The organism is Chromobacterium sp. W521 (genome assembly GCF_052805975.1).
This window is the reverse complement of the sequence record NZ_JBRBAF010000014.1, coordinates 14,455-38,443: the sequence shown is the minus strand read 5'-3', so window position 1 is coordinate 38,443 and position 23,989 is coordinate 14,455. Positions and strand designations below refer to the sequence as shown.

Here is a 23,989-nt window from a genome sequence, read left to right as displayed (position 1 = left end):
AACAGGTTTTTAAGAACTCTCGGTCAGGACAGCCGCCGGCGCTGGCCGCGCCAATCCCCCCCACAGCGGATGGCCGGCGTCGTCTTCCGGCAACTCGCATACCGCGAAGCCGTAAGGCCTGGACGCTCGCCGCAGCAGCAGCCAGACGTAGTCGGCAAAGCTGCGGCGGCACACCACGAACACTCCGTCACCGTCCAGGCGCAGCACCTGGACCGCCGCTTTGCCCAGCAGGGTGCAGACGCCCTGGCCGGGACGCAGCGCCTCGAAATCGTAGCCCCCCAGATGGCGCAACACGGCCAGATGCGGCTCACCGCACAGGTAAACGGCGGTGAAGCCACCGCTGACATCCAGCGCCTGGGCGAACAGGCGCTGCTCGGCGTAGCCCCGCTCCAGCGCAGGCAGCCAGGCGGCCAGCCGCTGGCGGCGGCTGATCAGCAGCCATTCGTCCGGCGACAGCCACAGCAGCGCGCCGCCCTCCCCCTGGCTCAAGGCCTTGGGCCTTCGCGGCGGCTCCAGCCCAGTGACACGCGCCGTCAGCTCGAAAAAACCGGTCTCGGCGCCGTCACCGCGCAGCACCGCATAGCCCAGATTAGGCGCTTCATTGCCCCAAACACGGCCGTCGGCGCGGCGCGGCTCGGCCGCTTCCTGCAAATCCAGATGCCGCAAGGGCGATTCCAGCACAGGCTTGAACGCGGATTCAGACATGCTGACGTTCTCCTTCCTTGTCGACGAAGACCGCGGACGCCACCCGCGCCGGCACGCTGCGGCCCCGCCACCAGACTTGCACGGTGTCGCCCTCGCGACGGCTGCCATCCTTCAACACAGCCATTGCGATGGAACGGCCCAGGCATTCGCTGTGGTAGCTGGAGGTGACATGGCCCTGCATCGCCGCCGGCACGGCGTCGTTGACATCGTTGAGAATTTGCGCGCCTTCCGGCAACACCAGCCGCGGATCCTCCGTCAGCAAGCCCACCAACTGCTTGCGGCCTGCGGCGGCGGTATCGGCGCGCAGCAAGGAGCGGCGGCCGAGGAAGCTGAACGGCTTTTTCATCCCCACCGCCCAGCCCATGGCCAGATCGTTGGGGCTCATCGAGCCGTCGCTGTCCTGACCGACGATGATGAAGCCCTTTTCCGCGCGCAAGACGTGCATGGCCTCGGTACCGTAGGGCGTGATGCCGAACTCGGCTCCAGCCCGCATCGCCTCCTCCCACAGATAACGGCCGTAGCCGGCGTCCACATTGATCTCGTAAGCCAGTTCGCCGGAGAAGCTGATGCGGAACACCCGAGCCGGCACGCCGGCCACCGTGCCGATGCGGCCCTCCATGAAAGGAAAAGCCTGCGCGGACAGATCTATGTCCGTACACAGCTTGCGCAACACCTCCCGGCTTTGCGGCCCCACCAGCGCCGTGGTGGCCCAATGATCGGTGATGGAACTGAACCTCACCTTGAGCTCTGGCCATTCGGTCTGGTGCCAGCGCTCCAGCCAGCTGTACACCCGAGCCGCGCCCCCGGTAGTGGTGGTCATGTGGAAATGGTCGTCCGCCAGGCAGGCGGTGACGCCGTCGTCCATCACCATGCCGTTTTCGTCCAGCATCAGGCCGTAGCGGCATTTGCCCGGCTCCAGCTTGCTCCAGGCGTTGCTGTAGACGCGGCCCAGAAACTCCCGCGCGTCCGGGCCGCGCACATCAATCTTGCCCAGGGTGGAAGCGTCCATCACCGCCACCCCCTGGCGAGCGGCACGGCATTCGCGGCGCACCGCCGCGTGCAGGTCCTCGCCCGGCCGCGGAAAATACCAGGGCCGCAGCCACTGCCCCACCAGCTCGTACTCGGCGCCGCGCGCCGTATGGCTGTCGTGCATGGCGGTGTAGCGACGCGGGTCAAAGGTCTCTCCGGCATTGGCTCCCGCCAGCGCGCCGAAGCTGACCGGGGTGTAGGCTGGCCGATACGTGGTGGTGCCCACCTCGGCGATAGGCTTGCCCAGCGCCTCGGCGGCGATGGCGAAGCCGTTGACGTTGGACAACTTGCCTTGATCGGTGCCGAAGCCCAGCGCGGTGTAGCGCTTGACATGCTCGATGGAGCGGTAGTTTTCGCGCACCGCCAGATGGATGTCGGCGGCGGCCACGTCGTTCTGAAAGTCGACGAAAGCCTTGGCGCCGACGCCTTCGTGCCGTCCGTCTGGCAGACGGAAGATTTCGCGCGGCGCGGCCACGTCCTCCGGCTCTACTCGCGGCGCGGCACCCAGGCCGACCGGGCTTCCCGAGCCAAGCAGCCCCAACATGGCGGCATGGCACTGGGCCAGAGCTTCGTCCAACTCCCAGCGCCCGGTGACCGCGCCCACGCAGACGACGCCGGGCCGGCCCTCGTCCGGGCAGACGAAGGACAAACGGTCCGGACGCCACAGCGGACGGCCGCCGTTGTGGCAGAACAGATGCACGCTGGCGCTGAGGCCGCCGGAAGAAAGCACGCCGTCCGCCTCCAGCCGCGGCCCCTTGCCGGCCACGCTCCGGCCATCCGCGCCCAGCTTCACCAGTTCCACGCCGCTGACGCCGGCGCCGCCGTTCACCCTGGCGATACCGTAGCCGGCCAGCAGTTCCACGCCGGCATTCTGCGCGGCGCGGCTGCGCCATGCCACCGCGCCGCCTGGACGGGCGTCGGCCAGCGTCACCGCCACGCCGGACAAGGCCAGCTCCAACGCCGCGTCGTAGGCTGCGTCGTTCTGGGTCTGCAACAGCAGCCGACGCCCCACCGCCACGCCGTAACGGTTCAAATAAGTATGGCCGGCGGCGGCGGTCATCACTCCAGGCAGATCGTTGTTGCCGAACACCAGCGGCCGTTCGATGGCGCCGCTGGCCAAGACCAGTTGGCCCGCGCGTATCTTGTGCAGACGCTGGCGCGGCTGGGCCGGATTGCGCTCGGATGGCGACAGGTGGTCCTGCAACAGCTCCACCGCCAAGGCCAGATTGCCCTCATGCAACGCGAACACGGTGGCGCGCGGCAAGAGCTGGACATTGGGCAGCGCAGCCAGCTCCTGCAAGCGCTGGCGCGTCCAATCCATCGTTTCCAGACCATCAATGCGCAGCCGGCGCTCGCTCAGCAGCCAGCCGCCCATTTCCGTCTGTTCGTCCAACAGCAGCGTTTTCAGGCCGGCGCGCCCCGCCAGCGTGGCCGCCCACAAGCCAGCCGCGCCGCCGCCCACCACCAGCAAGTCCACATGGTGATGCAGATGATCGTAATGCTCCGGGTCCGGCAGCCGCGGCGCTTCGCCGTAACCGGCGGCTTCGCGGATGCGCCGCTCGTAAAACGGCCAGGCCCGCGCCGGCTGCATGAAGGTCTTGTAATAAAAGCCCGCCGGCATGAAACGCTCCAAGCGGCCCAGCGCGCCCTTGAGCCTCATGCCCCAAGACCCGTCCCCCAAGCCGCTAAAGGCCTGCAAGCCTTGGTACAGCTCCACCTGAGTGGCTTTGAGATCCGGTGTGGTCAAAGCGCCGGTTTCCAGCTGGATCAAAGCGTTGGGCTCTTCCGCGCCGAAGCCTACGATGCCGCGCGGCCGGCCGTACTTGAAGCTGCGGCCTAGAAGGCGTAGGCCGTTGGCCAGCAGCGCCGAGGCCAAGGTGTCGCCGGCGAAGCCGTGATAGGCCGCGCGGTCGAAGGAGAAAGCCAGCGGCCGATTGCGATCGATGCGCTCGCCGGGGCGGTGGATGCGATAGCCGCTCACGCCTGATCCTCCTGCAAATAGCGGGCCTTGCCCTCGGCCAGCGTCCAGCTGCCTGCGATCTCGTAGCTGACGGTGTGACGCCGGACGGCGAACACCTTGCGGCAGCCGGCGGCGTGCTGCCATTGTTCCCAATGCCAGCCGCGCGGGTTCTTGCGGCCAAATAGATAATCGCCCCAGGCTTCGTCGTCCACCTGCTCCGGCGCCGCCGGACGGACGATGAAGGCTTCCCCGGCGTAGGCGAACTCCTCCTCCTCCCGCGCCTCCCCGCAATGCGGGCAATGAATCAACAGCATCGGCGTCTCCCTCAATGCGCCACGGCGGCGGCGCCGTGTTCGTCTATCAAGCGGCCGGAAGCGAAGCGCTCCAGCGAAAAAGCCGCGTTCAGCGGATGCGGCTGGTCATGAGCGATGGTGTGGGCGAACACATGGCCGGAACCCGGCGTGGCCTTGAAGCCGCCGGTGCCCCAGCCGCAGTTGAAATACAAGCCCTGGATCCGGGTCTTGCCGATGATGGGACAGGCGTCCGGCGACACGTCGACGATGCCGCCCCACTGACGGTTCATCCGCAGCCGCGAGAAGGATGGAAACAACTCGACGATGGCCGCCGCCGTGTGCTCGATCACATGCGGGCTGCCGCGCTGGCCGTAACCCAGATAGCTGTCGATGCCGGCGCCGATCACCAGTTCGCCCTTGTCCGACTGGCTGATGTAGCCATGCACCGCGCCGGACATCACCACCGTGTCCAGACAGGGTTTCAGCGATTCGGACACAAAAGCCTGCAAGGGGTGGCTTTCCAGCGGCAGGCGCAAACCGGCCATCCGCGCCAGCACGGCGCTGTTGCCGGCGGCCACGCAGCCCACCTTGTCGGCGCGGATCTCGCCGCGCCCGGTTTGGACCCCGCGCACCCGGCCGCCCTCGATCAACAAGCCGGTGACCTCGCACTCCTCGATGATGTCCACGCCCAACTCGCTGGCGGCGCGGGCGAAGCCCCAGGCCACCGCGTCGTGGCGCGCCACCCCGCCTCGCGGTTGGTAGCTGGCGCCCAGAATCGGATAGCGGACGTCGCCGCCGATGGCAATCAAGGGCACCCGCTCCTTGATCTCCCGCGGGGTCAGTACCTCGGCGTCCACGCCGTTGAGCAGATTGGCGTTGACCCGGCGCTCGATGTCGCGCATGTCCTGCAGGCTGTGGCCCAGGTTCATTACCCCGCGCTGGCTGAACATCACGTTGAAGTTCAGCTCCTGGGACAGGCCCTCCCACAGCTTGAGCGCGTGCTCGTACAGCCGCGAAGATTCGTCCCACAGATAGTTGGAGCGGATGATGGTGGTGTTGCGCGCAGTGTTGCCGCCGCCCAGATACCCTTTTTCCAACACCGCCACCTTGCGGACGCCATACATGCGGGCCAAGTAATAGGCGGTGGCCAGGCCGTGGCCGCCGCCGCCGACGATGATGACGTCGTAGCTGGTTTCCGGCTGAGGGCTGCGCCAGGCCGGCTGCCAGCCCTGGTGATGCCCGAGCCCTTGCCGGATCAGGCTCCACAGCGAATATCGGTTTGCCATCTGCGCTCCCGCCGCCGGGCCGCCATGGGCCCGCGCCGCTGCTGTCGAGGTTGAGGAAGGCCTCATTCTCAGGGCGACGCCGACGGTGCGTTTGGCTGGAAAGGACGGTCTCTTGCCCGCACGCGACACGGCAATGTCCAAAATCCACGCAAAGCGGACGCATGGCGAACAGCGTGCGCGCGGGACACGGCCTAGATTGGCACATGCCGCCCAACAACCCAGGACACGCCAATGACCTCAAACGCCCCCTCCTACGTGCTCAGCTTCGCCTGTCGCAGCGCCTCCGGCCAGGTGGCCGGCTTCTCCGCCTTGCTGGAGCAGCAAGGCTGCTATATCGATGAACTGGCCGTGTTCGACGACGCCCGCAGCCGGCGTTTCTTTGTGCGCTGCGTATTCCACCCGGAGCGGCCGGACTTCGCCCCGGCGCGGCTGGCCGACGGCATGGCGCGAATGGGCGGCCATTATCAAGACCTGCAATGGCGGCTGCACGACCGGAGCCAACGCGCGCGGGTGCTGATCATGGTGTCCAAACTGGATCACTGCCTGAACGATTTGCTCTATCGCCAAAAAATGGGGGATCTGGACATGACAGTGGTCGCCGTGGTCTCCAATCACCGCGACCTCGCTCCGATTGCCGAGGCTTACGGCCTGCCCTTCCACCATCTGCCGCTCACCCCGGACAACAAGCCACGCCAGGAAGCGGCGCTGCTGTCACTCATCGACGACAGCCAAGCGGAGCTGCTGGTGCTGGCCCGCTACATGCAGGTGCTTTCCAGCGCCACCGCCGCCCGGCTGGCCGGCCGCGCCATCAATATCCATCACTCTTTCCTGCCCGGCTTCAAGGGCGCTCGGCCCTATCAGCAGGCACACGAACGCGGTGTCAAATTGATAGGCGCCACCGCCCACTACATCACCGACGACCTGGACGAAGGCCCGATCATCGAACAGGTGGTGGAACGGGTAGACCATGCCTACAGCCCGGAGCAATTGCAGACCGTCGGCCGGGACATGGAATGCCAGGCGCTTGCGCGTGCGGTGCGCAGCCACCTGGAGCAACGCGTCTTCATCGTAGAGCGACGCACTGTGGTGTTGCGCTGACAGTTGGGCGCCTAATAGGAACTTTGTCTATTGCAACGCAACAAAAGGAGGGTACAGTAGCCAGTTATCCGTCATACCAACCAAGAGGTGCCGTATGTGGTCGCAAACAGCCGTCTGGTCCAAGCTCTTCTCCTCCAACCCGGTCGCCGACTACTGGCGCGACGCCTGCGAGCGCAGCATCCTCTACTGGGACGTGCTGCATGACCGCGGCGCGGACTACCTGCGGCACGTGCAAAGCGGCAAACCGCCGGTGTTGGTGTTCGACTACAAGATCATTCTGGACGGCCGCGGCCTGCCGGACCCGGCCAACTACGCGCTGGCCGCCATCCTGCCGCCGGCCGGCTGCCCGGCCACCAATCCGGCGCTGCGCCCCTTTGTGGTGATTGACCCGCGCGCCGGCCACGGTCCCGGCATCGGCGGCTTCAAAATGGACAGCGAGATCGGCATTGCGCTGCAGCAGGGCCACCCCTGCTACTTCATCATGTTCTTCCCGCAACCGGTGCCCAGCCAGACCATAGAAAGCGTCAGCCGCGCCGAATACGTCTTCCTCAGCAAAGTCAACGAACTGCACCCGGACAGCGACGGCAAACCCTTCGTCATCGGCAACTGCCAGGGCGGCTGGGCGCTGGCCATGCTCGCTTCCGTGGCGCCGGAACTGTTCGGCCCCATCCTGCTGGCCGGCACCCCGCTGTCCTACTGGGCCGGCGTCACCGGCAAAAACCCGATGCGCTACTCCGGCGGCATGATGGGCGGCACTTGGACCGCCTCGCTGGCCGGCGACCTGGGCAACGGCAAGTTCGACGGCGCCCATCTGGTCAACAACTTTGAAAAGCTGGACCCGGCCAACACCCTATGGAAGAAGCCCTACAACCTGTACGCCAAGGTGGACACCGAGCGCGAACGCTTCCTGGGCTTTGAACGCTGGTGGGGCGGCCACTACCTGCTGAACAAGCAGGAAATGGAATGGATCTCCCAGCAGCTGTTCGTGGGCAACCACCTGGTGGAAGGCAAGATCGTCAGCAGCGACCAGCACCGCGTGGACATGCGCAACATCCGCTCCCCCATCATCGTGTTCGCCTCATGGGGCGACAACATCACCCCGCCGCAACAGGCGCTGAACTGGATACCCGACCTGTACGAGAACGCGGAAGACATCCGCGACAACGAACAAACCATCATCTACTGCCTGCACAACAAAGTGGGCCACCTCGGCATCTTCGTCTCCGCCGGCATCGCCAATCGCGAACACAGCGAATTCGCCAGCGCGCTGGACCTGATCGACGTGCTGGCCCCCGGCCTGTACGAAGCCATCATCGAAGACGTGGCCCCCGGCACCCCCGGTCAGGAATACATCAAAGGCCGCTACATTATCCGTTTTGAAGCGCGCGAAGTGGCCGACATCCTGGCCCTGGACGACGGCCGCGAAGACGAGCAAGCCTTTGAAGTGGTGCGCCGCGTCTCCGAGATCAACCAAGGCATTTACAACCGCTTCATCTCCCCCGTGCTCCAGGCCGTCAGCAGCGAAGCCAGCGCCCAATGCCAGCGCCAGCTCAACCCGGCTCGGCTGGAACGCACGCTGATCTCCCCGCTCAACCCCTGGCTCAGCTGGCTCAAGCCCGCCGCCGAATACGTGCGCGCCCATCGCCACCCCGTGAGCGTGGACAACCCGCTGTGGCGGCTGCAAGAACAATGGTCCGGCTGGATGGCGCAAAGCCTTGACCGCTACCGCGACCTGCGCGACGCCGCCACCGAACACTGCTTCAAAGCCGTGTACGAATCCCCGTGGCTGGCCTCCATCGTGGGCGTCCAGCCGGCCCGCGAAGCCCGCGCCGCCCGCTGCGACAGCTGGGAGAAACGGGAACGGCTGCAACTCAAGCGCCAAACGCTGGACCCCGCCTACGAAACCGGCACCTTGGCAGACGGCTTCGTGCGCTTGCTCACCTACGTGGCGATCGGCCGCGGCATCATAGACGAGCGCCCGTTCAACGCCATCCGTCGCATCATGCGCGACATCCGCCACGAATACCCGCTGACCCTGATGCAGCTGAAAGAAATCGCCCGCAAGCAAGTCTTCCTGGTGCGGCTGGACGAAGCCCGCGCGCTGGCCGGCCTGCCCAAGCTGCTGCCGGAAGAGCACCGCCGCCGCCAAGCCTGGCAGCTGGCGCACGAACTGCTGGCGCTCAGCGGCGACATCGCTCCGGAACAACAACAGCGGCTGGACCAAGTGGCCCACGCGCTGCAACTGGACACCCGCTCGCCGGCGGCCCCGGCCATCCTTCCGCCCACCGAGCCAATAGCGGCAACCGCAGCCGCTCCCGCTCCGGCCCCCGCCGTCAAGGCCAGCGCGCCGGCCAGGAAAGCGGTCGCCAAAGCCCCGGCCAAAGCAAGGGCTGCCGACAAACCCAGCGCCGCCACAACCGCCAGCAACACGCCGGTTGCGGCCAAGCCGGCTTCAGGCAAGCCCAAGGCGGCCAAAACCGCCAAAGCGTCTGTCGCCAAGTCCGCAGCCAAACCAGCGACCGCCGACAAGCCCAGCGCCGCCGCCAAAACCGCCAGCAGCACGCCGGTTGCGGCCAAGCCGGCCTCAAGCAAACCCACGGCGGCCAAAACCGCCAAAGCGCCTGCCGCCAAAGCCCCGGCCACGCGCAAACCCGCCGCCGGCAACGGCGCGGCCAAGCCCAAGACGCCTAGCAACTAAGAGCCTGTTCACGGTCTCGCGAGCAAGAGCGAGACAAGGCGAAAACGAGCGAAAAAGCGGAATGCACGAGTGGTACATGAGCATTTTGAGCTTGTACTCACAGTGCAACGCTTCACGAAGCGCAGCAGATCGTAAACAGGTTCTAAGAACCAGCCAGCGCAAAAACGCCCGGACAGCCAAGCCGCCGTCCGAGCGTTTTCGTGAAGATGGCGCACTGCAACATTTTTGCCTTCCCCCATGTATACAGTCGTTGACTGAACAATACAGCAAACGCTAATATCCTTGCCTGCTGCGGGAGAGAGGGGCATACGCCCCCGCCGAAGACGCAAACTCCCATAATCGCTCAGGCCACAGTACCGCAGCCCATGGATACCAGCCGATTGGAGAGAGGCCCTAAGCGCCCGTTCATCATCTGCTACGCTTCAGCGACAGCGCGTCAGATTATGCAACCGGCCCTTAGCCGCCCACCGAAGGGGCAAGTGACGCCCGGCAAAGCCCGCACACAGGCAGCGCCCGTCATCTAACTCTCAGGTAAAAGGACAAGGGGAGAGGCAATGCCGGCAACGCCGCGCTCATGCGCGGCTCGCCGGCCATGCTCAGAACGTGTTCACGATCTCGCGAGCAAGGACGAGACAAGGCGAAAACAGCTGAGAAAGCGGAATGTACTCCTGGTACATGAGCATTTCGAAGCGATAGCCGCAGCGTCTCGCGAAGCGCAGCAGATCGTGCACCAGCTCTCAAGGAAAACCCGTGTTCGAAACGCTTGCCCAGGCTGTGCGCCACCTGGCATGGCCCGCCCATTGCCAACCTATTTTCCCACCCGGCTTCGCCGCTCACCTCGGCGCCAGCCTGTTTGACCACTGCAACTACATGCTTACCCTGATCTATCTGATCGCCATCACCGCGGAAGCGATGACTGGCGCGCTGGCGGCCGGCCGCCGCAATATGGACATCTTCGGCGTCACCGTCATCGCCTTCCTCACCGCCCTGGGCGGCGGCACCGTGCGCGATATCGTGCTGGGCCGATACCCGATAGGCTGGACCCAACACCCGGAATACGTCGGCCTCGTCATTGCCGGCGGCTTGGCCGCCGTGTTCGTGGCCCGCTACATGAAGCGCCTCAGCCGCGTCTTCCTGGTGCTGGACGCGCTGGGCCTGATCGCCTTCACCATCATAGGCTGCGGCGTGGCCCAGTCCATGGACTACCATCCGGTAGTGGTGGTGATGGCCGGCATGATCACCGGCATTGCCGGCGGCATCCTGCGCGACGTGCTGTGCAACCGCGTGCCCGTGGTCTTCCGTCAGGAACTGTACGCCAGCGTCTCCTTCGCCGTGGCCCTGCTCTACTTGGGCCTGATCAAGCTGGGCGTGCCGCATGATCTCAACGTGCTGGCCAGCTTCGCCGTCGGCCTCACTATCCGCCTGGCCGCCATCTGGCGCGAATGGCGGCTGCCGGTGTTCATGTACCGGCACGACCTGCATTAACTAACCCTAGCTGTTTCACCGCTACGCCACGGCATCGGGATCAAATATCCGCCAGCAGCAGGAACAAGGCCGCCTGGCTGGAAACGCCCAGCTTGGCGTACAGATGGCGACGATGCACCTTGGCCGTTTCCAGTGAAATGCCCAGTTCACGCGCCACGCCCTTGGTAGAGTGGCCGCCGAGTATCAGCAAGGCCACTTCCACCTCGCGCTTGGTCAGCGGCGAGGAACCCTGCGAGCGCAGCGCCTCCTCCCACTGCCGGCGGCTCTGCCTGCCCGGGTTCGCAGCCGGCTGATGCCGCCCTTCGTCCAGACGCGCGGCCAGCCGTGACAAGGGCAGCAACCAGGGAGCAAACAGATTGCAGACGCCCAGATCTTGCTCGCTGAAGCGATGCTTGCAGCCCAGCGACAGGGACAGCACCCCCTCCGGCAGCGCTTGCAGGAACTGGATTTCATCCGCCACCACATTGCGCGAAAAGTAACGCCGAAAGTATTCCGTTTCCCTGAAACGGTCCGGTGCCACCTCGTCCAGCCGGTACACGCCAGCCGCCGGACACTTCAGCGCAAAGCCGTAAAACGGGTCCAGCAGATAGAGGCCACGCCTGTAGTCGGCGAACAGATCGTCATGAGCGTAATTCGCCGCGTGATCCGCCAGCACCAAGGGCGGGGCCTCCTGGCGAAACAGCAACACCACCCAGGTATCGAAACTCAGGTGTTCTCGCAGAAACGCGGCCAGTTGCTGCCAAAAGGCCGCATTGTCGACGCACCCCAGCAAACGTCCCAATTGCTGGTGAAAAACCAAGTCCGCCACATTCAGCTGCATGCCAGCTACCTCGATCAGGTTAGTTTTACCCACGGCCCTAACGCTTTCGCGTGATATCCACCGCGAAAGGGGCTGACTAGTATGGCTTCACCTTGCGCGACAAGACCAGCCACCATGTGAACACCCCTCTCCACTCGTCGCGCTGGTTGAATAGGAGTGATCGCCATGCCCTTGCAAGATCTGTCCTACTGGCAACGCCGCGCCGCCGATTTGCACCCGCCGTGCCAGGCCTTCATCAATGGCCAGTTCGTCCCTGCCACAGACCAACGCACCTTCACCGACACCAGCCCGGTCAGCGGCCGGCCGTTGGCCGAAATCGCCCGCTGCGGCGAGGCGGATGTTGAACTGGCGGTGCGGGCCGCCCGCGCCAGCTTCGAATCCGGCGCCTGGTCGCGCCGCCACCCGCGCCAACGCAAGGCCCTGCTCCAAAAACTGGCCGCGCTGATACGCGAGCACGCCGACGAACTGGCCTTGTTGGACTGTCTGGACATCGGCAAACCCATCGCGGATGCGCGCAATATCGATGTGCCGGGCGCCGCCGGCGTGTTCGACTGGTACGCCGAAGCCGCCGACAAGCTGTACGGCGAGGTAGCCCCCGGGGCGGATAACGCGCTGGCCCTGGTCACCCGCGAACCGCTGGGCGTGGCGGCGGCGGTGATCCCGTGGAATTTCCCGCTGGACATGGCCGCGTGGAAGCTGGCGCCGGCGCTGATGGCCGGCAATAGCGTCATCCTGAAGCCGGCCGAGCAATCGCCGCTGTCGGCATTGCGTCTGGCCCAACTGGCGCGCGAGGCCGGCCTGCCGGACGGGGTGCTGAACGTGCTGCCAGGCTTTGGTGAAGAGGTGGGCCGGCCGCTAGGCCTGCACCCGGACGTGGATAGCCTGAGTTTTACCGGCTCCACCGAAGTGGGCAAAGCTTTCCTGCGCTACGCGGCGGACTCCAATATGAAAAGAGTCGCGTTGGAATGCGGCGGCAAAAGCCCCAATCTGGTATTCGACGACTGCGATCTGGACGCCGCCGCCCGACACGCGGCCTTCGGCATTTTCTTCAACCAGGGCCAGGTGTGCTCCGCCAATTCCCGCCTCTTGCTGCAACGCTCCATTGCGGACGATTTTCTGGAACGCTTGCTGAGCGAGGCGAACGCCCTGCAACCCGGTAATCCCCTAGACCCAGCCACGCGCAGCGGCAGTATCGTCGACGCCCGCCAGGCCGGGCGCATCATGGATCACATCGACAAAGCCCGCCGCCAAGGCGCGCGCCTGCTCTGCGGGGGCGAGCGCTTCAGCATAGACGGCAGCGATTGCTACATCCGCCCCACCATCTTCACCGAGGTCCGGCCGGACATGGCGCTGGCGCGCGAGGAGGTCTTCGGCCCGGTGTTGGCCGTCATTCCCTTCGACACCGAGACCGAGGCCGTAGCCATCGCCAACGACAGCCGTTACGGGCTGGCCGCCTCGGTCTGGACCCGGGACCTGTCGCGCGCCCATCGTCTTGCGCGTCGGCTACGCGCCGGCACCGTCTCAGTCAATACCGTGGACGCCCTGGATCCCGGTTTGCCGTTTGGCGGCTGCAAACAGTCCGGCTTTGGCCGCGACCTCTCGCTCCACGCCATCGACCACTACACCCACCTCAAAACCACCTGGGTGCAATTACAAAACGAGTAGCCGCCTGAGACCGGCCGTCCCGGAGTCACCACAACAAGACAATTAGGAGACACACCATGCACAAGCCGCAAGCCCACCTTGCTCCGCCGCGGGCCGCCGCCCGCTCCTCCGCCCCCTTTCGCGCCAGCCTCGGGCTCCCCCCGCTGCTCGCCGTCGCCATCGGCCTCGTTGTGTCCCAAGGCGTCATGGTACTGATGCTGCAAGGCGCCGGCATGGCCGGCATCGGATTTCTGATCCCGCTGAGCATGGCTTTCCTGCTGGCGCTCTGCTACGCCGTATCCTTCTCCGAGCTGGCGTTGATGATTCCCCGCGCAGGCAGCCTCAGCAGCTATACCGAAGTGGCCCTGGGACAGTTCCCCGCCATCCTGGCCACCTTTTCCGGCTATGTGGTGGTGGCCATGTTCGCCCTGTCGGCTGAGCTCCTGCTGCTGGACCGCATTGTCAACCAGGTCTACCCCGGCGTCTTTCCCCTCAACAGCGTCGCCTACGGCGTGTTGCTGATCTTCACCCTGCTCAATCTGCTGGGCATCGATGTGTTCGCCCGCCTGCAATCGGCGCTGACACTGGTGATGATCATCGCGCTGCTGGCGCTGGGGACCACCGCACTGAGCGGCGACGGCCCTCCCGCCCTTGCCCAGGCCGCCAATAGCGACTGGAACCCTCTGGGCGTTGGCGTGCTGACGCTGGGAGCACTGGCGATCTGGGGTTTGTCGGCGCAGAGTTCACCTGCCCGCTGGTGGAGGAAACCCGCCGCCCAGAACGCAATATCCCGCTGGCGATGATGCTGGGCCTCAGCGTGATCTTCATCACCATCGCCCTGTACTGCGTGGGCGCGCTCTATCACCTGCCGCGCGCCACCCTGACTGGCGCACCGCTGCCACACCTCGAATACGCCACCGCGCTGCTGGGCCAGACCGGCAAGCTGACGGTGGTGGTCATCGCCTTCACCGCCACCTGCAGCACTCTCAACAGCTCCTTGGCGGCAGTGCCGCGCATGCTGTACGGCATGGCGCGCAACGGCCAGGTCTTTCCCCAGTTCAAACAGCTGAGCCGGCGCTACCGCACCCCATGGGTGGCCGTGCTGTTCGTCGCCCTGATCACCGGCGCGCCGGTGCTGCTGATGGGCGACGACCCTGACACCATCGGCCGGCTGTTGCTGGCGGCGGCCATCGCCTGGCTCCTGGCCTACATTATCTGCCACCTGGACGTGATAGCCCTGCGCCGCCGCTACCCCAAACTGGATCGCCCCTTCAAAACCCCGTTCTACCCACTGCCGCAATGCCTGGGCATCGTTGGCATGCTGATCGCCATTTACCACGTGTCTCCCAGTCCGGACATGAGCGTCGCTATCTTCGCCAGCGCCGGTATCGTGCTCGGCATCGTGTCCTTGATCGCCGTCCTGTGGATCAAGCTGGTGATGCGCAAACCGCTGTTCAGCCCGGAATCACTGGACCAGGCACTGACCCGCCAATAACCGAAAGCCGGGCTCAGCCCGGAGCATTCCTCATCAGGAGACCAGCATGAACACGACCGCCATGCCCCGCCGCAGCACCCGCGACTACCAGCAACTAGACGCCACCCACCACATCAACGCCTTTCTCGACCAGAAAGCCCTGAACCAGGAAGGTCCGCGGGTGATAGCCGAAGGCCGGGGCGTGTATCTATGGGATACGGACGGCAAGCGCTATCTGGACGGCATGTCCGGCCTATGGTGCACCCAGGTGGGCTACGGCCGGCAGGAACTGATAGCCGCCGCCGCCCAGCAATTGCAACAACTCAGCTATTACAATGTGTTCTTCCACACCACCCACCCGGCGGTGAACGAGCTCTCGGAACGGCTGTTTTCCCTGCTGCCCGGCGACTACCGCCACGTGATCTACACCAACTCCGGCTCCGAGTCCAACGAGCTGCTGATCCGCTGCGTGCGCCGCTATTGGGACGTGATGGGCAAGCCGGACAAAAAAATCTTCATCGGCCGCCACAACGGCTACCACGGCTCCACCGTGGGCAGCGCCAGCCTGGGCGGCATGAAGTTCATGCACGAGATGGGAGACCTGCCCATCCCCGGCGTGGAACACATTGGCGAGCCATACTGGTTCGCCCACGGCGGCGGACTCAGCCCGGAAGCGTTTGGCCGTCAATGCGCGCAAGAGCTGGAAGACAAGATTCTGGCGCTGGGCACCGACAAGGTGGCCGCTTTCGTGGCCGAGCCCTTCCAGGGCGCCGGCGGCATGATTTTCCCGCCGGACAGCTATTGGCCGGAAATCCAGCGCATCTGCCGCCAGTACGACGTGCTGCTATGCGCTGACGAAGTGATAGGCGGCTTTGGCCGCACCGGGGAATGGTTCTCCCACCAGCATTTCAACTTTCAGCCGGACACGCTCAGCATCGCCAAGGGCCTGACCTCCGGCTACATCCCGATGGGCGGCCTGGTGCTGTCTCGCCGCATTGGCGAAACACTAGTGGAACAAGGCGGCGTCTTCGCCCACGGCCTGACCTATTCCGGCCACCCGGTAGCCGCCGCCGTGGCGCTGGCCAACCTGGGCGTGCTGCAAAACGAAGGCCTAGTCGAGCGCGCCAGGACGGACACCGGCCCCTATCTGCAAGCCTGCCTGCGCGAAGTGTTCGGCAAACACCCGCTGGTGGGTGAAATCCAGGGCGTAGGCCTAGTGGCCGCCTTGCAGTTCTGCCGGGACAAAACCACACGCCAGCGTTTCTCCGACGAAACCGACATCAGCTGGCGCTGCCGCAGCATAGGTTTTGATGAGGGCGTGATCATACGCTCCACGCTTGGCCGCATGATCATGGCGCCGGCGCTGGTGATCAGCCGCAGCGAGATAGACGAACTCATAGACAAGACCCGCATCGCAGTGGATCACACCGCGGAGGAGATAGGGGCGCGCTAGATGGACGCATGAGCGGGCGGAAGGGGCGGCCAGGCTGCTGCCTGGCCTTTTCGTTTGGAACCCTAAACAATCTGACGAGAAACCCGCCACACCAAGCCATGGCCGCTTGGAACAGCGTTGCATCAACCGATGTCGCCTGGTGAGCACGCCTTCAAAAAGCTCATGCACTGTGTGTACACTCCGCTTTCTCAGCCGTTTTCGCCTTGTCTCGCCCTTGCTCGCGAAATCGTAAACACGTTCTCAGCCGGCAGCGCTGCCCAATAATTGCAAACACAGCTCGCGCACGGCCTCTGCCTTGCGCGTCAGCCTCAAGGCCTGCGGCCAGGCCAGCATGATGGGTAGCCGCGGCACCTCGTCGGCGATATCCAGACAGGCCAGCTTGCCGCCGCCGTAAGCCATATCCACCTCCGGCCGCAAATTAAGCAAGGCATAGCCGAACCCCGCCGCCACCAACCCGCGCGCCAGTTCGAAATTGATGGTGCGCAGCCCCACTTTCGGCTCCAGCCGCTGCTGCCGGAACAAGGACAGGAAGTACTCGCGGCTGTGCGGCAGATCCAGCAACACCAAGGGCTCCGCCGCCAGTTCCGCCAGCGACACCGCGCCGCGCCGGGCCAGAGGATGATCCGCCGCCACCAAGGCATAAGGGCGCGCGCCGGACAGCGGCAGCTTGTGCAAGCTCTCCGGCAAACCCAGGTCATAGGCCAAAGCCAGCTCGATCCGCCCGTCCGCCAACGCCTCCCGCAACTGCTGGGCGTCGCCTTCCAGCAAAACCACCTCCAGCTCGGGATAAGCGTCGCGCAAAGCGGACAACAGCCGCGGCAACAAGATGGGCGCGATAGTGGAGAAACAACCCAGCTTCACCCTGCCGCGCAAGGACTGGCTGATCTCCTGCGCCTGCGGCGTCAAATCCTCCGCATGCTTCAACAACTGACGCGCGGCGGCAATGAAGCTGCGCCCGGCTGGCGTCAGCGACACGCCGCGCGCGTGGTGGCGCATGAACAGCTGCAGACCGAACACCTCTTCCAACTGAGCGATGGCGCTGGATACGCCGGGCTGCGACGTGTGCAGCGCCTTGGCCGCCGCGGTGACACTGCCATGATCCGCCACAGCGACCAGATAAGCCAATTGCCTCAGGGTATATTGCATAACTTAAAATTATCCAATGCAGAAGATATAACTATTTTCCGTATTCAGACTGGCTTCGTAGACTGCCCCTTGTCAAGCACGTAACAGGAGGCGTCAAGATGACAATCGAAAAAACAGACACGCTGATCATTGGCGGCGGCCAAGCCGGCATCGCCATCAGCGAACACCTGAGCCGCAACGATGTGCCCCACATCGTACTGGAGCGCCACCGCATCGCCGAACGCTGGCGCAGCCAACGCTGGGATTCACTAGTCTGCAACGGCCCAGCCTGGCATGACCGCTTTCCCGGCCTGGAATTCGCCGCTCTGGACCCGGACGCCTTCGCGCCCAAAGAGCGGGTGGCGGATTACCTCGAGGCTTACGCCAGGAAGTTCAACGCGCCCATCCGGACCGGAGTGGACGTGCTGAAAGTCAGCCGCAACTCAGACCGCGCCGGTTTCACCGCGGAAACCTCGGCTGGCGCGTTTGAAGCCGCACGCGTGGTAGCCGCCACCGGTCCCTTCCAAAAACCCGTCATTCCCTCTATCGCCCCCAAGGACCAACCGCTGCTGCAAATCCACTCCGCCGACTACCGCAAGCCGGAACAGCTGCCGGAGGGCGCGGTGCTGGTGGTGGGCGCCGGCTCCTCCGGCGTACAGATCGCCGACGAACTACAACGCGCCGGCAAACGCGTCTATCTATCCGTCGGCGCCCACAACCGCCCCCCGCGCAACTACCGTAACCGCGACTTCTGCTGGTGGCTGGGCGTATTGGGCGAATGGACCGCCACCGCCCCCAAACCGGACGCCGCCCACGTGACCATCGCCGTCAGCGGCGCGCGCGGCGGCCACACCGTGGATTTCCGTGCGCTGGCGCAACAAGGCATCACCCTGTTGGGCAGCACCCAATCGTTTGAACGCGGCGTGGCCCGTTTCGCCCCTGACCTGGCCGACAACCTCGCCCGCGGCGATGCTAACTACCTGGCTCTGCTGGCGGCGGCGGACGCCTATATCCAACGCAACCGGCTGGATCTGCCGGAGGAGCCGGCCGCGCGCCATATGCTGCCGGACCCGGAATGCGTGACCCAGCCCACTCTGGAGCTGGACTTGGCCTCGGCCGACGTCGCCAGCATCATCTGGGCCACCGGCTTCGCCACGGACTACAGCTGGCTGCAAGTCCAGGCGTTCAACGACCAAGGCCAGCCGCAACATCAGCGCGGCGTGTCCAGCGAGCCCGGCGTCTACTTCCTGGGCCTGCCCTGGCTGTCCCACCGCGGCTCCTCCTTCCTCTGGGGGGTATGGCACGATGCCCGCTTCATTGCCGATCACATCGCCACCCAACGCCAATACGCCGCCTACCGGGACGCCGGCCAGCGCGCCGCCCGCTAAAGGACACCATCATGACCCACACCCGCATCCGCCCGTTCAACACCCGGGAAACCTATCCGGAGCAAAACCTGGACAACGACCTGTGCCAGGCCGTGGTGGCCGGTAATCTCGTGTTTCTGCGCGGCCAGATTGGCCAAGACCTGGACAGCCGCGAATCCGTAGGCATAGGCGACGTGGCCGCCCAGGCCGAACAAGCGATGGCCAATGTGAAGCTGCTGCTGGAAGAAGCCGGCAGCGAACTGGGCGATATCTGCAAGATCGTGATCTACCTCACCGACCCGCGCTACCGGGAAGCCGTTTATCTGGTGGTGGGCCGATGGCTGAAAGGCGTCTACCCGGTATCCACCGGCCTGGTGGTGTCGGCGCTGGCTCGGCCGGAGTGGCTAGTGGAAATCGACGTCACCGCCGTCATCCCCGAGGAGCGCCGCCAATGACCTTCTCCATCGCGGCCCGCTGCCAGGACAGCGGCATGGTGGGCGTCGCCATCGCCTCCTCCAGCATCTGCGTGGCCAGCCGTTGCGCCCATGTGCGCGCCGGCGTGGGCGCCGCGCTGAGCCAGAACGTGAGCAACCCGCTGCTCGGCCCGCTGGCGCTGGACCTGATGGCTGCCGGCAGCGGGGATGCCGCGCTGAGCGCAGCCCTGCGCTCGGCGGATCCTCACCTGGAATGGCGGCAACTAGTGCTGTCCCCGCTGCAAGGCCGCCCGCAAGTCATCACCGGCCGGCATGCGCTGGGCCTGCATGGCGCCGCCACTGGCCGAGACTGCGCCGCCGGCGGCAACCTGCTGGCAACAGCCGAGTTGCCCCAAGCCATGGTAGCCGCCTACGAAGCCGGCAACGGCGGCCTGCCGGAACGCCTGCTGGCGGCGCTGCAAGCCGCTGTGGACGCGGGAGGAGAAGCCGGCCCCATCCATTCCGCCGGCCTGCTGGCCACTGGCGATACCGCATGGCCGGCCATCAACCTGCGCATAGATTGGAGCGACGGCCAGCCGGTGGCGGAACTGGCCGAGCTGTGGCGGCGCTACCAGCCGCAGATGGACGCCTACCTTACCCGAGCGCGATCGCCGCAGCATGCGCCCAGCTATGGCGTGGCGGGAGACCCATAATGCAACGCTACAGCTCGTTGGCCATGCTGAAACGGCTGGTCGGCTTCGACACCGTCAGCCACCGCTCCAACCTGGAACTGATTCACTTCGTGCGCGACTACCTGGCCGGCTGGGGCATCCCCAGCCAGCTGATTGCCAACGAAGACGGCAGCAAGGCCAACCTCTACGCCACCATCGGCCCCGCGGACCAGGGCGGCGTGATGCTGGCCGGCCACACCGATGTGGTGCCGGTGGACGGCCAAGCCTGGAACAGCGACCCTTTCCGCCTCCAAGTGCGAGACCAACGCGCCTACGGCCGCGGCTGCGCCGACATGAAAGGCTTCATCGCCGCCGTGCTGGCTGCCGTGCCGGACTTCGCCGCCGCCCGGCTGCGCACCCCGCTGCACATCGCGCTCAGCTACGACGAAGAAATCGGCTGCATCGGCGTGCGTCGACTACTGGACGTGCTGGGCGGGCTGCCGACGCTGCCCAGAATGGGCATCGTCGGCGAGCCCACGCTCATGCGCGTGGTGGCCGCCCACAAGGGCAAGCTCGCCTATCAAGTGCACCTTCGCGGCAAGGCCGGACACTCCAGCCTGCCCCAGGCCGGCGTCAATGCCGTGGAATACGCGGCGGAGCTCATCGTCTTCATCCGCCAACTGGCGCGACAGCGCGCAACGGAAGGTCCGTTCGACCCGTTATATCCCGCGCCTCACACCACCCTTCATGTGGGCGCCATGCGTGGCGGCAGCGCTCTCAACATCATTCCCGAATACAGCGAATTCGAATTTGAAATCCGCCACCTGCCGGAAGACGAGCCGCAAACGCTGCTGGCCGCCATCATGGACTTTGCCCGCCAGCAACTACTGCCCGCCATGCGCGCGGTGGACCCCGACGCCGACATCGTCTTCACCGAACGCAGCGCCTACCCCGGCCTGCTCACCGCGCCGGACGCCGAAGTGGTGCGCTTCGCGCAATCGCTGCTGGGCGACACCCGCGCGCCGGCCAAGGTCTCCTTCGGTACGGAAGCAGGCTTGTTCTCCCAACAAGTAGGCATCCCCACCGTGGTGCTAGGCCCCGGCAGCATCACCCAGGCGCACCAGCCGGACGAATGGCTGGCGCTGGAACAACTGAGCGCCTGCGACAGGCTGCTTGCCGTCCTGAGGCAGCGGCTTAGCGAGCCCGTTCCCTGACCGTAATGCGCCACGCCGGAACCTTCCCGCGCTTGCGGGGGCCTACCACGGTTACATCTCGCCACGGACCGCCCCGCATGAAACCCGATACCCCCCAGGCCCAGCGCCTGAACGCCGCCATCGCCTGGGGGCACAGCCGCCCGGACGTGGACGCTCTGATCCTCACCGGCTCCTTTGCCCGAGACGACGGCAGCGTCGATATCCATTCCGATCTGGATTTGGAAATCATCAGTCCGAACCCGGCGGCGCTGGCCGACGACGACGGCTGGCTGCGCGACATCGGCCCCCTGATCACCGTGCTGCGCCTGGGCGAAGGCCAAGCCTGGCCCACCCGCCTGGCCATCTACGCAGACGGCGTCAAAATCGACTTCACCCTGGCCGGCCCCGCCCGGCTGCATGCCATGCGCAAGGACGGGCTGGACCCGCTGTACCAGCGCGGCTACCGCGTGCTGCTGGACAAAACCGACGTGGCCCAAGGCCTGCCCGCGCCGCAAGGCCGCCCCGCCACGCCGGCCCTGCCCTGCGAGGAGCGCTTCCGTGAACGGGTGGAGGAATTCTGGTTCGAGGCCTTTCACATCCCCAAATACCTGGCGCGCGGAGAGCTGTTCGTCATCAAATTTCGGGACTGGACCATGAAGGAACTGCTGCTGGAAATGCTGGAATGGCACGCCTATAGCCGCCCCGGCGCGGCGGCGGACTGCTGGCATATCGGCACCCGGCTGCAACACTGGGCCGAACCGGAACACTGGCAGGCGCTGCAACAGGGGTTTGGCCGCTTCGACGCCGCCGACGCCGAACGCGCCTTCCACGCCACCCTGCGGCTATACAGCCAAGTGGCGCGCGAAGTGGCCGCCCGCGCCGGCTTCGACTACCCGGAAGCGGTGGAGGCCGGTATCCGCGACTTGATCCGCGCGCCGGCCTAAGAACCTGTTCAAAGTCTGCTGCGCTTCGTGAAGAGTTGCACGATGAGTACGAGCGCAAAATGCTCATGTACCACTCGTACATTCCGCTTTTTCGCTCGTTTTCGCCTTGTCTCGCCCTTGCTCGCGAGATCGTAAACAGGCTCTAAACCAACGGCGGCGCGGCGGCCCCCACGCGTCTCGCCAGGCAGGGGCGGCGTCCTTGGGCTTGACCTTTGGTCATGGTTAGATAGAATCCTCTATCTTTTAGGCGTTCGCTTCCGTTCGCCTTTCTCAGCCACGGGCCTCCTCTCAACGGAAGCACGCCAGCCAAGCCATACCGCAAACCGCCACGCCTCCCGTGGCCAGATACTTTGTCAGGAAATAAGATGCGTATCCACGCCCTTCTGCTGCCGCTAGCCCTTTACAGTGTGGCCGTTACCGCGGATTCATTCTCCCCCTCTCACCCGGCTTTTACCCAAATCAACAATGCCATGACGGATAGTTTTCGCATGCAGCAACAACTGATGCGAATGCCAAGCCCGCCCGATAGGTTCAAGAGAGAGAATAAAGAAACACCGCCGCCTCAGGACGAGGCGGAGAAGGTTGATCGCCGGCAGGCGGAATCAGTAATAACACCGCAAGCGCAACCACGCCTTGATGAGCAGAGCGATTAAAAAGGAGCGGAGTAAGCCCTGTCCCGCTTGGCTGCTTCGCCACCGGCGGCGCCGGGCTGAAGCCGCGCCAAACGGGCTATTACAACGGGGAGATCTCACGGACCTCATGCTGAAACACATAAGGATCGGACAGCAGCTCAAACTGCTCATCGTCCGGATAAGTGACGGCGATATGGTAGTTGTCGCCGGCAAACGCCTTGACCGCCTCCAGGTCCACCCAATAAGTGGCCAAAAAGAAATGCATCCATTCTCCCTGCACTTCCTGGCGGGCAAAAGCACCTAAATTGCCCTTGATGCTTCTGGAGTGCTGGACGCCAGTCCGTTCCAGATGCTCGGCAAACTCCGCCTCATACGCTCGCGGCACACAGCCATGCCATGTTCTGACAATCATGTTCACACTCCAATGAGATAGAACGATCGATTCTAGCCCGCCTCCGCCACCACCCCTAGCCAGCGTATTCCGTTGAGCGTGTCCGCATAGACGGCACCCCTCCCCGCGAACCGAAAAACATGGCACAGAGATTGGCATCTAGAAACGCCTCACGCCCCAGGCATGCGCATCAACGCGCATGCCTGCGCTTTGCCATGCTTTAACGGCAGGTACATGGAGAGCGCTATGCGCTCACAGGTCGCAACGCTCGGTAATGCCAATCTCATCACGCGCCTGCCAAATTCTCTAGCGGATAGGCAGCTTGTTAAGCTTGTTTCATCGCAGCAGTAACGACATGCCGCCATCTCTCCTTGAGGATCGGTTTTGACCAAATAGCGCAGCAGAGCACCCGCCGATGGACAATGGCGTCCACTTTATCCCCGATTAGCAGAGCCCGCCCGCAGTGGACCTCTCGCCAAGCAACACATCCCTTCTTCACTCCACCTCCCCCACCCGAGAACCTGCCCAAAGCCTGAGAGGAGTGGCCCGTGCCACTGTGGCCGCTACTTCGCTCACATGTCGCGGAGGGTCACACCCCCTGCACCGTGTGGCCTTATTTTCCTATTTCGGAACTTAAATAAAACAAATATTCCGAAAATGGAAAAATAACTTTGACGCAAGAACATGACAGATTTAATCTGAACTCAGATCATCTCGTGGCGTGACCGGCATGCCGGCACCTGACAACCAAAAGGAAACCGAAGTGGCAGATGAATACAAGCTTGATGAGTTGGACCTGGCCATCGTGGAAGCTCTAGGCGACAACGGCCGGCTCTCCCCCTCCGAGATTGCGACAAGAATCGGAGACATCTCGGAACGGACCGTCCGCACCCGTCTCGCCGCCATGATCGAAAACAAGCTCATCTATGTAGGCGCCATGCCGGACCCATCGGCCGTTGGCGCCAGTGTGCTGGCCGACGTCACCATCGATGTCGAGCCCGGCAAGGTGTCCGAGGTGGCCAACCGGCTGGTGGACTTTGAGTGCATCAACTATGTGGCGATCACCTCCGGCGGCCAAGCCATCGCCATGGCCATGTCGGCCGCCACCAACCTGGAATTGCTCGAGTTCGTCGACACGGTGATCGGGAAAATCCCAGGCGTGCGCGCCACCAACGTAGTCATCCTGCTTTCCATCCTCAAAACCTTTGGCTGGAAGACCAAATCGGCCGAGAAATTGCGGGCCAAGTTGCAAAACCAACCATAAACGTATCGCAACGATCAGTACGGCATCGGTATAGGGGAAGTGTA

Annotated in this window: 19 protein-coding genes, 1 pseudogene and 2 riboswitches; of the genes and pseudogenes, 13 read left to right on the top strand and 7 right to left on the bottom strand. The window is 64.7% G+C overall.

The genetic code is table 11. The annotated features are described in order from the left end of the window. Nucleotides 1-9: 9 nt before the first annotated feature. Genes ACUXV1_RS19840 through ACUXV1_RS19825 form a run of 4 tightly spaced genes read right to left on the bottom strand, consistent with a single transcriptional unit; the run spans nt 10 to nt 5,273 of the window. Nucleotides 10-705, bottom strand: coding sequence for a sarcosine oxidase subunit gamma (locus ACUXV1_RS19840; protein WP_446016287.1), 696 nt, complete (start codon nt 703-705; stop codon nt 10-12). Continuing rightward, nucleotides 698-3,715, bottom strand: a complete 3,018-nt coding sequence (locus ACUXV1_RS19835) for a sarcosine oxidase subunit alpha family protein (protein WP_446016286.1) — start codon at nt 3,713-3,715, stop codon at nt 698-700. Before ACUXV1_RS19835 ends, ACUXV1_RS19840 begins: the two co-directional genes overlap by 8 nt. After that, the gene (locus ACUXV1_RS19830) at nt 3,712-4,008 is read right to left on the bottom strand and encodes a sarcosine oxidase subunit delta (RefSeq protein WP_081556345.1); all 297 of its coding nucleotides are present in this window, start codon (nt 4,006-4,008) and stop codon (nt 3,712-3,714) included. The genes ACUXV1_RS19835 and ACUXV1_RS19830 overlap by 4 nt, the downstream gene beginning before the upstream one ends. Nucleotides 4,009-4,019: 11 nt before the next feature. After that, the gene (locus ACUXV1_RS19825; protein ID WP_194426579.1) at nt 4,020-5,273 is read right to left on the bottom strand and encodes a sarcosine oxidase subunit beta family protein; all 1,254 of its coding nucleotides are present in this window, start codon (nt 5,271-5,273) and stop codon (nt 4,020-4,022) included. A gap of 231 nt (nt 5,274-5,504) precedes the next feature. Here ACUXV1_RS19825 and purU point away from each other — a divergent pair, with 231 nt between their 5' ends. The 3 genes from purU to ACUXV1_RS19810 all read left to right on the top strand — a co-directional run bounded on the left by purU (nt 5,505) and on the right by ACUXV1_RS19810 (nt 10,554). Next, entirely contained in the window at nt 5,505-6,371 is an 867-nt protein-coding gene (gene purU, locus ACUXV1_RS19820; protein WP_337883531.1) for a formyltetrahydrofolate deformylase, read from the top strand. Between the two features lie 94 nt (nt 6,372-6,465). After that, a complete protein-coding gene (locus ACUXV1_RS19815) occupies nt 6,466-9,069 on the top strand; it encodes a DUF3141 domain-containing protein (RefSeq protein WP_446016285.1) in 2,604 nt (867 codons plus the stop codon). Nucleotides 9,070-9,351: 282 nt separating this feature from the next. Then, nucleotides 9,352-9,438, top strand: a riboswitch (glycine riboswitch). Nucleotide 9,439: 1 nt separating this feature from the next. Then, a riboswitch (glycine riboswitch) is annotated at nt 9,440-9,622 on the top strand. Between the two features lie 197 nt (nt 9,623-9,819). Then, on the top strand, nt 9,820-10,554 hold the full coding sequence (locus ACUXV1_RS19810; protein ID WP_231138216.1) for a trimeric intracellular cation channel family protein: 735 nt from the start codon (nt 9,820-9,822) through the stop codon (nt 10,552-10,554). 40 nt (nt 10,555-10,594) lie between these two features. Here ACUXV1_RS19810 and ACUXV1_RS19805 read toward each other — a convergent pair whose 3' ends face one another. Beyond that, nucleotides 10,595-11,374 carry a helix-turn-helix transcriptional regulator gene (locus ACUXV1_RS19805; RefSeq protein WP_446020089.1) on the bottom strand — a complete coding sequence of 260 codons (780 nt, stop codon included), beginning with the start codon at nt 11,372-11,374 and terminating at the stop codon, nt 10,595-10,597. A 165-nt stretch (nt 11,375-11,539) separates the two neighbouring features. Between ACUXV1_RS19805 and ACUXV1_RS19800 the strand changes: the two genes are divergently transcribed. The 3 genes and pseudogenes from ACUXV1_RS19800 to ACUXV1_RS19790 all read left to right on the top strand — a co-directional run bounded on the left by ACUXV1_RS19800 (nt 11,540) and on the right by ACUXV1_RS19790 (nt 15,945). Next, nucleotides 11,540-13,039, top strand: a complete 1,500-nt coding sequence (locus ACUXV1_RS19800; protein ID WP_446016283.1) for an aldehyde dehydrogenase — start codon at nt 11,540-11,542, stop codon at nt 13,037-13,039. Between the two features lie 161 nt (nt 13,040-13,200). Further along, nucleotides 13,201-14,513: pseudogene (locus ACUXV1_RS19795) on the top strand (APC family permease); the annotation flags it as partial. A 46-nt stretch (nt 14,514-14,559) separates the two neighbouring features. Next, nucleotides 14,560-15,945 (top strand): aspartate aminotransferase family protein, encoded by a 1,386-nt coding sequence (locus ACUXV1_RS19790; protein ID WP_446016282.1) that lies wholly within the window; start codon nt 14,560-14,562, stop codon nt 15,943-15,945. Nucleotides 15,946-16,185: 240 nt separating this feature from the next. Here ACUXV1_RS19790 and ACUXV1_RS19785 read toward each other — a convergent pair whose 3' ends face one another. Next, on the bottom strand, nt 16,186-17,091 hold the full coding sequence (locus ACUXV1_RS19785; RefSeq protein ID WP_446016281.1) for a LysR family transcriptional regulator: 906 nt from the start codon (nt 17,089-17,091) through the stop codon (nt 16,186-16,188). Between the two features lie 98 nt (nt 17,092-17,189). Here ACUXV1_RS19785 and ACUXV1_RS19780 point away from each other — a divergent pair, with 98 nt between their 5' ends. The 6 genes from ACUXV1_RS19780 (at nt 17,190) to ACUXV1_RS19755 (ending at nt 22,311) form a co-directional block, all read left to right on the top strand. Then, nucleotides 17,190-18,458: a flavin-containing monooxygenase gene (locus tag ACUXV1_RS19780; RefSeq protein ID WP_446016280.1), complete on the top strand. Its 1,269-nt coding sequence runs from the start codon at nt 17,190-17,192 to the stop codon at nt 18,456-18,458. Nucleotides 18,459-18,469: 11 nt separating this feature from the next. Next, nucleotides 18,470-18,892: a RidA family protein gene (locus tag ACUXV1_RS19775; RefSeq protein WP_043638800.1), complete on the top strand. Its 423-nt coding sequence runs from the start codon at nt 18,470-18,472 to the stop codon at nt 18,890-18,892. After that, complete coding sequence (locus ACUXV1_RS19770) at nt 18,889-19,563, top strand: DUF1028 domain-containing protein (protein ID WP_446016279.1); 675 nt, start codon at nt 18,889-18,891, stop codon at nt 19,561-19,563. Before ACUXV1_RS19775 ends, ACUXV1_RS19770 begins: the two co-directional genes overlap by 4 nt. Then, nucleotides 19,563-20,735 (top strand): acetylornithine deacetylase, encoded by a 1,173-nt coding sequence (argE, locus tag ACUXV1_RS19765; RefSeq protein ID WP_446016278.1) that lies wholly within the window; start codon nt 19,563-19,565, stop codon nt 20,733-20,735. Before ACUXV1_RS19770 ends, argE begins: the two co-directional genes overlap by 1 nt. 77 nt (nt 20,736-20,812) lie before the next feature. Beyond that, entirely contained in the window at nt 20,813-21,658 is an 846-nt protein-coding gene (locus ACUXV1_RS19760) for an aminoglycoside 6-adenylyltransferase (RefSeq protein ID WP_446016277.1), read from the top strand. A gap of 365 nt (nt 21,659-22,023) precedes the next feature. Then, a complete protein-coding gene (locus tag ACUXV1_RS19755) occupies nt 22,024-22,311 on the top strand; it encodes a hypothetical protein (protein ID WP_446016275.1) in 288 nt (95 codons plus the stop codon). 79 nt (nt 22,312-22,390) lie between these two features. On the opposite strand, the gene ACUXV1_RS19750 is transcribed toward ACUXV1_RS19755, so the two are convergent. Beyond that, on the bottom strand, nt 22,391-22,702 hold the full coding sequence (locus ACUXV1_RS19750; RefSeq protein WP_446016274.1) for a hypothetical protein: 312 nt from the start codon (nt 22,700-22,702) through the stop codon (nt 22,391-22,393). Between the two features lie 709 nt (nt 22,703-23,411). On the opposite strand from ACUXV1_RS19750, the gene ACUXV1_RS19745 reads away from it, so the two are divergent. Continuing rightward, nucleotides 23,412-23,945 carry an Lrp/AsnC family transcriptional regulator gene (locus tag ACUXV1_RS19745; protein WP_446016273.1) on the top strand — a complete coding sequence of 178 codons (534 nt, stop codon included), beginning with the start codon at nt 23,412-23,414 and terminating at the stop codon, nt 23,943-23,945. The last annotated feature ends 44 nt before the right edge of the window (nt 23,946-23,989 follow it).

Bases quoted from the DNA above. Each gene is read 5' to 3' on its own strand.
- ACUXV1_RS19745 (WP_446016273.1), top strand. From the start codon at position 23,412: ATGCCGGCACCTGACAACCAAAAGGAAACCGAAGTGGCAGATGAATAC.
- ACUXV1_RS19785 (WP_446016281.1), bottom strand. From the start codon at position 17,091: ATGCAATATACCCTGAGGCAATTGGCTTATCTGGTCGCTGTGGCGGAT.
- ACUXV1_RS19815 (WP_446016285.1), top strand. From the start codon at position 6,466: ATGTGGTCGCAAACAGCCGTCTGGTCCAAGCTCTTCTCCTCCAACCCG.
- ACUXV1_RS19760 (WP_446016277.1), top strand. From the start codon at position 20,813: ATGAAACCCGATACCCCCCAGGCCCAGCGCCTGAACGCCGCCATCGCC.
- ACUXV1_RS19830 (WP_081556345.1), bottom strand. From the start codon at position 4,008: ATGCTGTTGATTCATTGCCCGCATTGCGGGGAGGCGCGGGAGGAGGAG.
- argE (WP_446016278.1), top strand. From the start codon at position 19,563: ATGCAACGCTACAGCTCGTTGGCCATGCTGAAACGGCTGGTCGGCTTC.
- ACUXV1_RS19775 (WP_043638800.1), top strand. From the start codon at position 18,470: ATGACCCACACCCGCATCCGCCCGTTCAACACCCGGGAAACCTATCCG.
- ACUXV1_RS19790 (WP_446016282.1), top strand. From the start codon at position 14,560: ATGAACACGACCGCCATGCCCCGCCGCAGCACCCGCGACTACCAGCAA.
- purU (WP_337883531.1), top strand. From the start codon at position 5,505: ATGACCTCAAACGCCCCCTCCTACGTGCTCAGCTTCGCCTGTCGCAGC.
- ACUXV1_RS19780 (WP_446016280.1), top strand. From the start codon at position 17,190: ATGACAATCGAAAAAACAGACACGCTGATCATTGGCGGCGGCCAAGCC.
- ACUXV1_RS19840 (WP_446016287.1), bottom strand. From the start codon at position 705: ATGTCTGAATCCGCGTTCAAGCCTGTGCTGGAATCGCCCTTGCGGCAT.
- ACUXV1_RS19750 (WP_446016274.1), bottom strand. From the start codon at position 22,702: ATGATTGTCAGAACATGGCATGGCTGTGTGCCGCGAGCGTATGAGGCG.
- ACUXV1_RS19755 (WP_446016275.1), top strand. From the start codon at position 22,024: ATGCGTATCCACGCCCTTCTGCTGCCGCTAGCCCTTTACAGTGTGGCC.
- ACUXV1_RS19800 (WP_446016283.1), top strand. From the start codon at position 11,540: ATGCCCTTGCAAGATCTGTCCTACTGGCAACGCCGCGCCGCCGATTTG.
- ACUXV1_RS19805 (WP_446020089.1), bottom strand. From the start codon at position 11,374: ATGCAGCTGAATGTGGCGGACTTGGTTTTTCACCAGCAATTGGGACGT.
- ACUXV1_RS19770 (WP_446016279.1), top strand. From the start codon at position 18,889: ATGACCTTCTCCATCGCGGCCCGCTGCCAGGACAGCGGCATGGTGGGC.
- ACUXV1_RS19825 (WP_194426579.1), bottom strand. From the start codon at position 5,273: ATGGCAAACCGATATTCGCTGTGGAGCCTGATCCGGCAAGGGCTCGGG.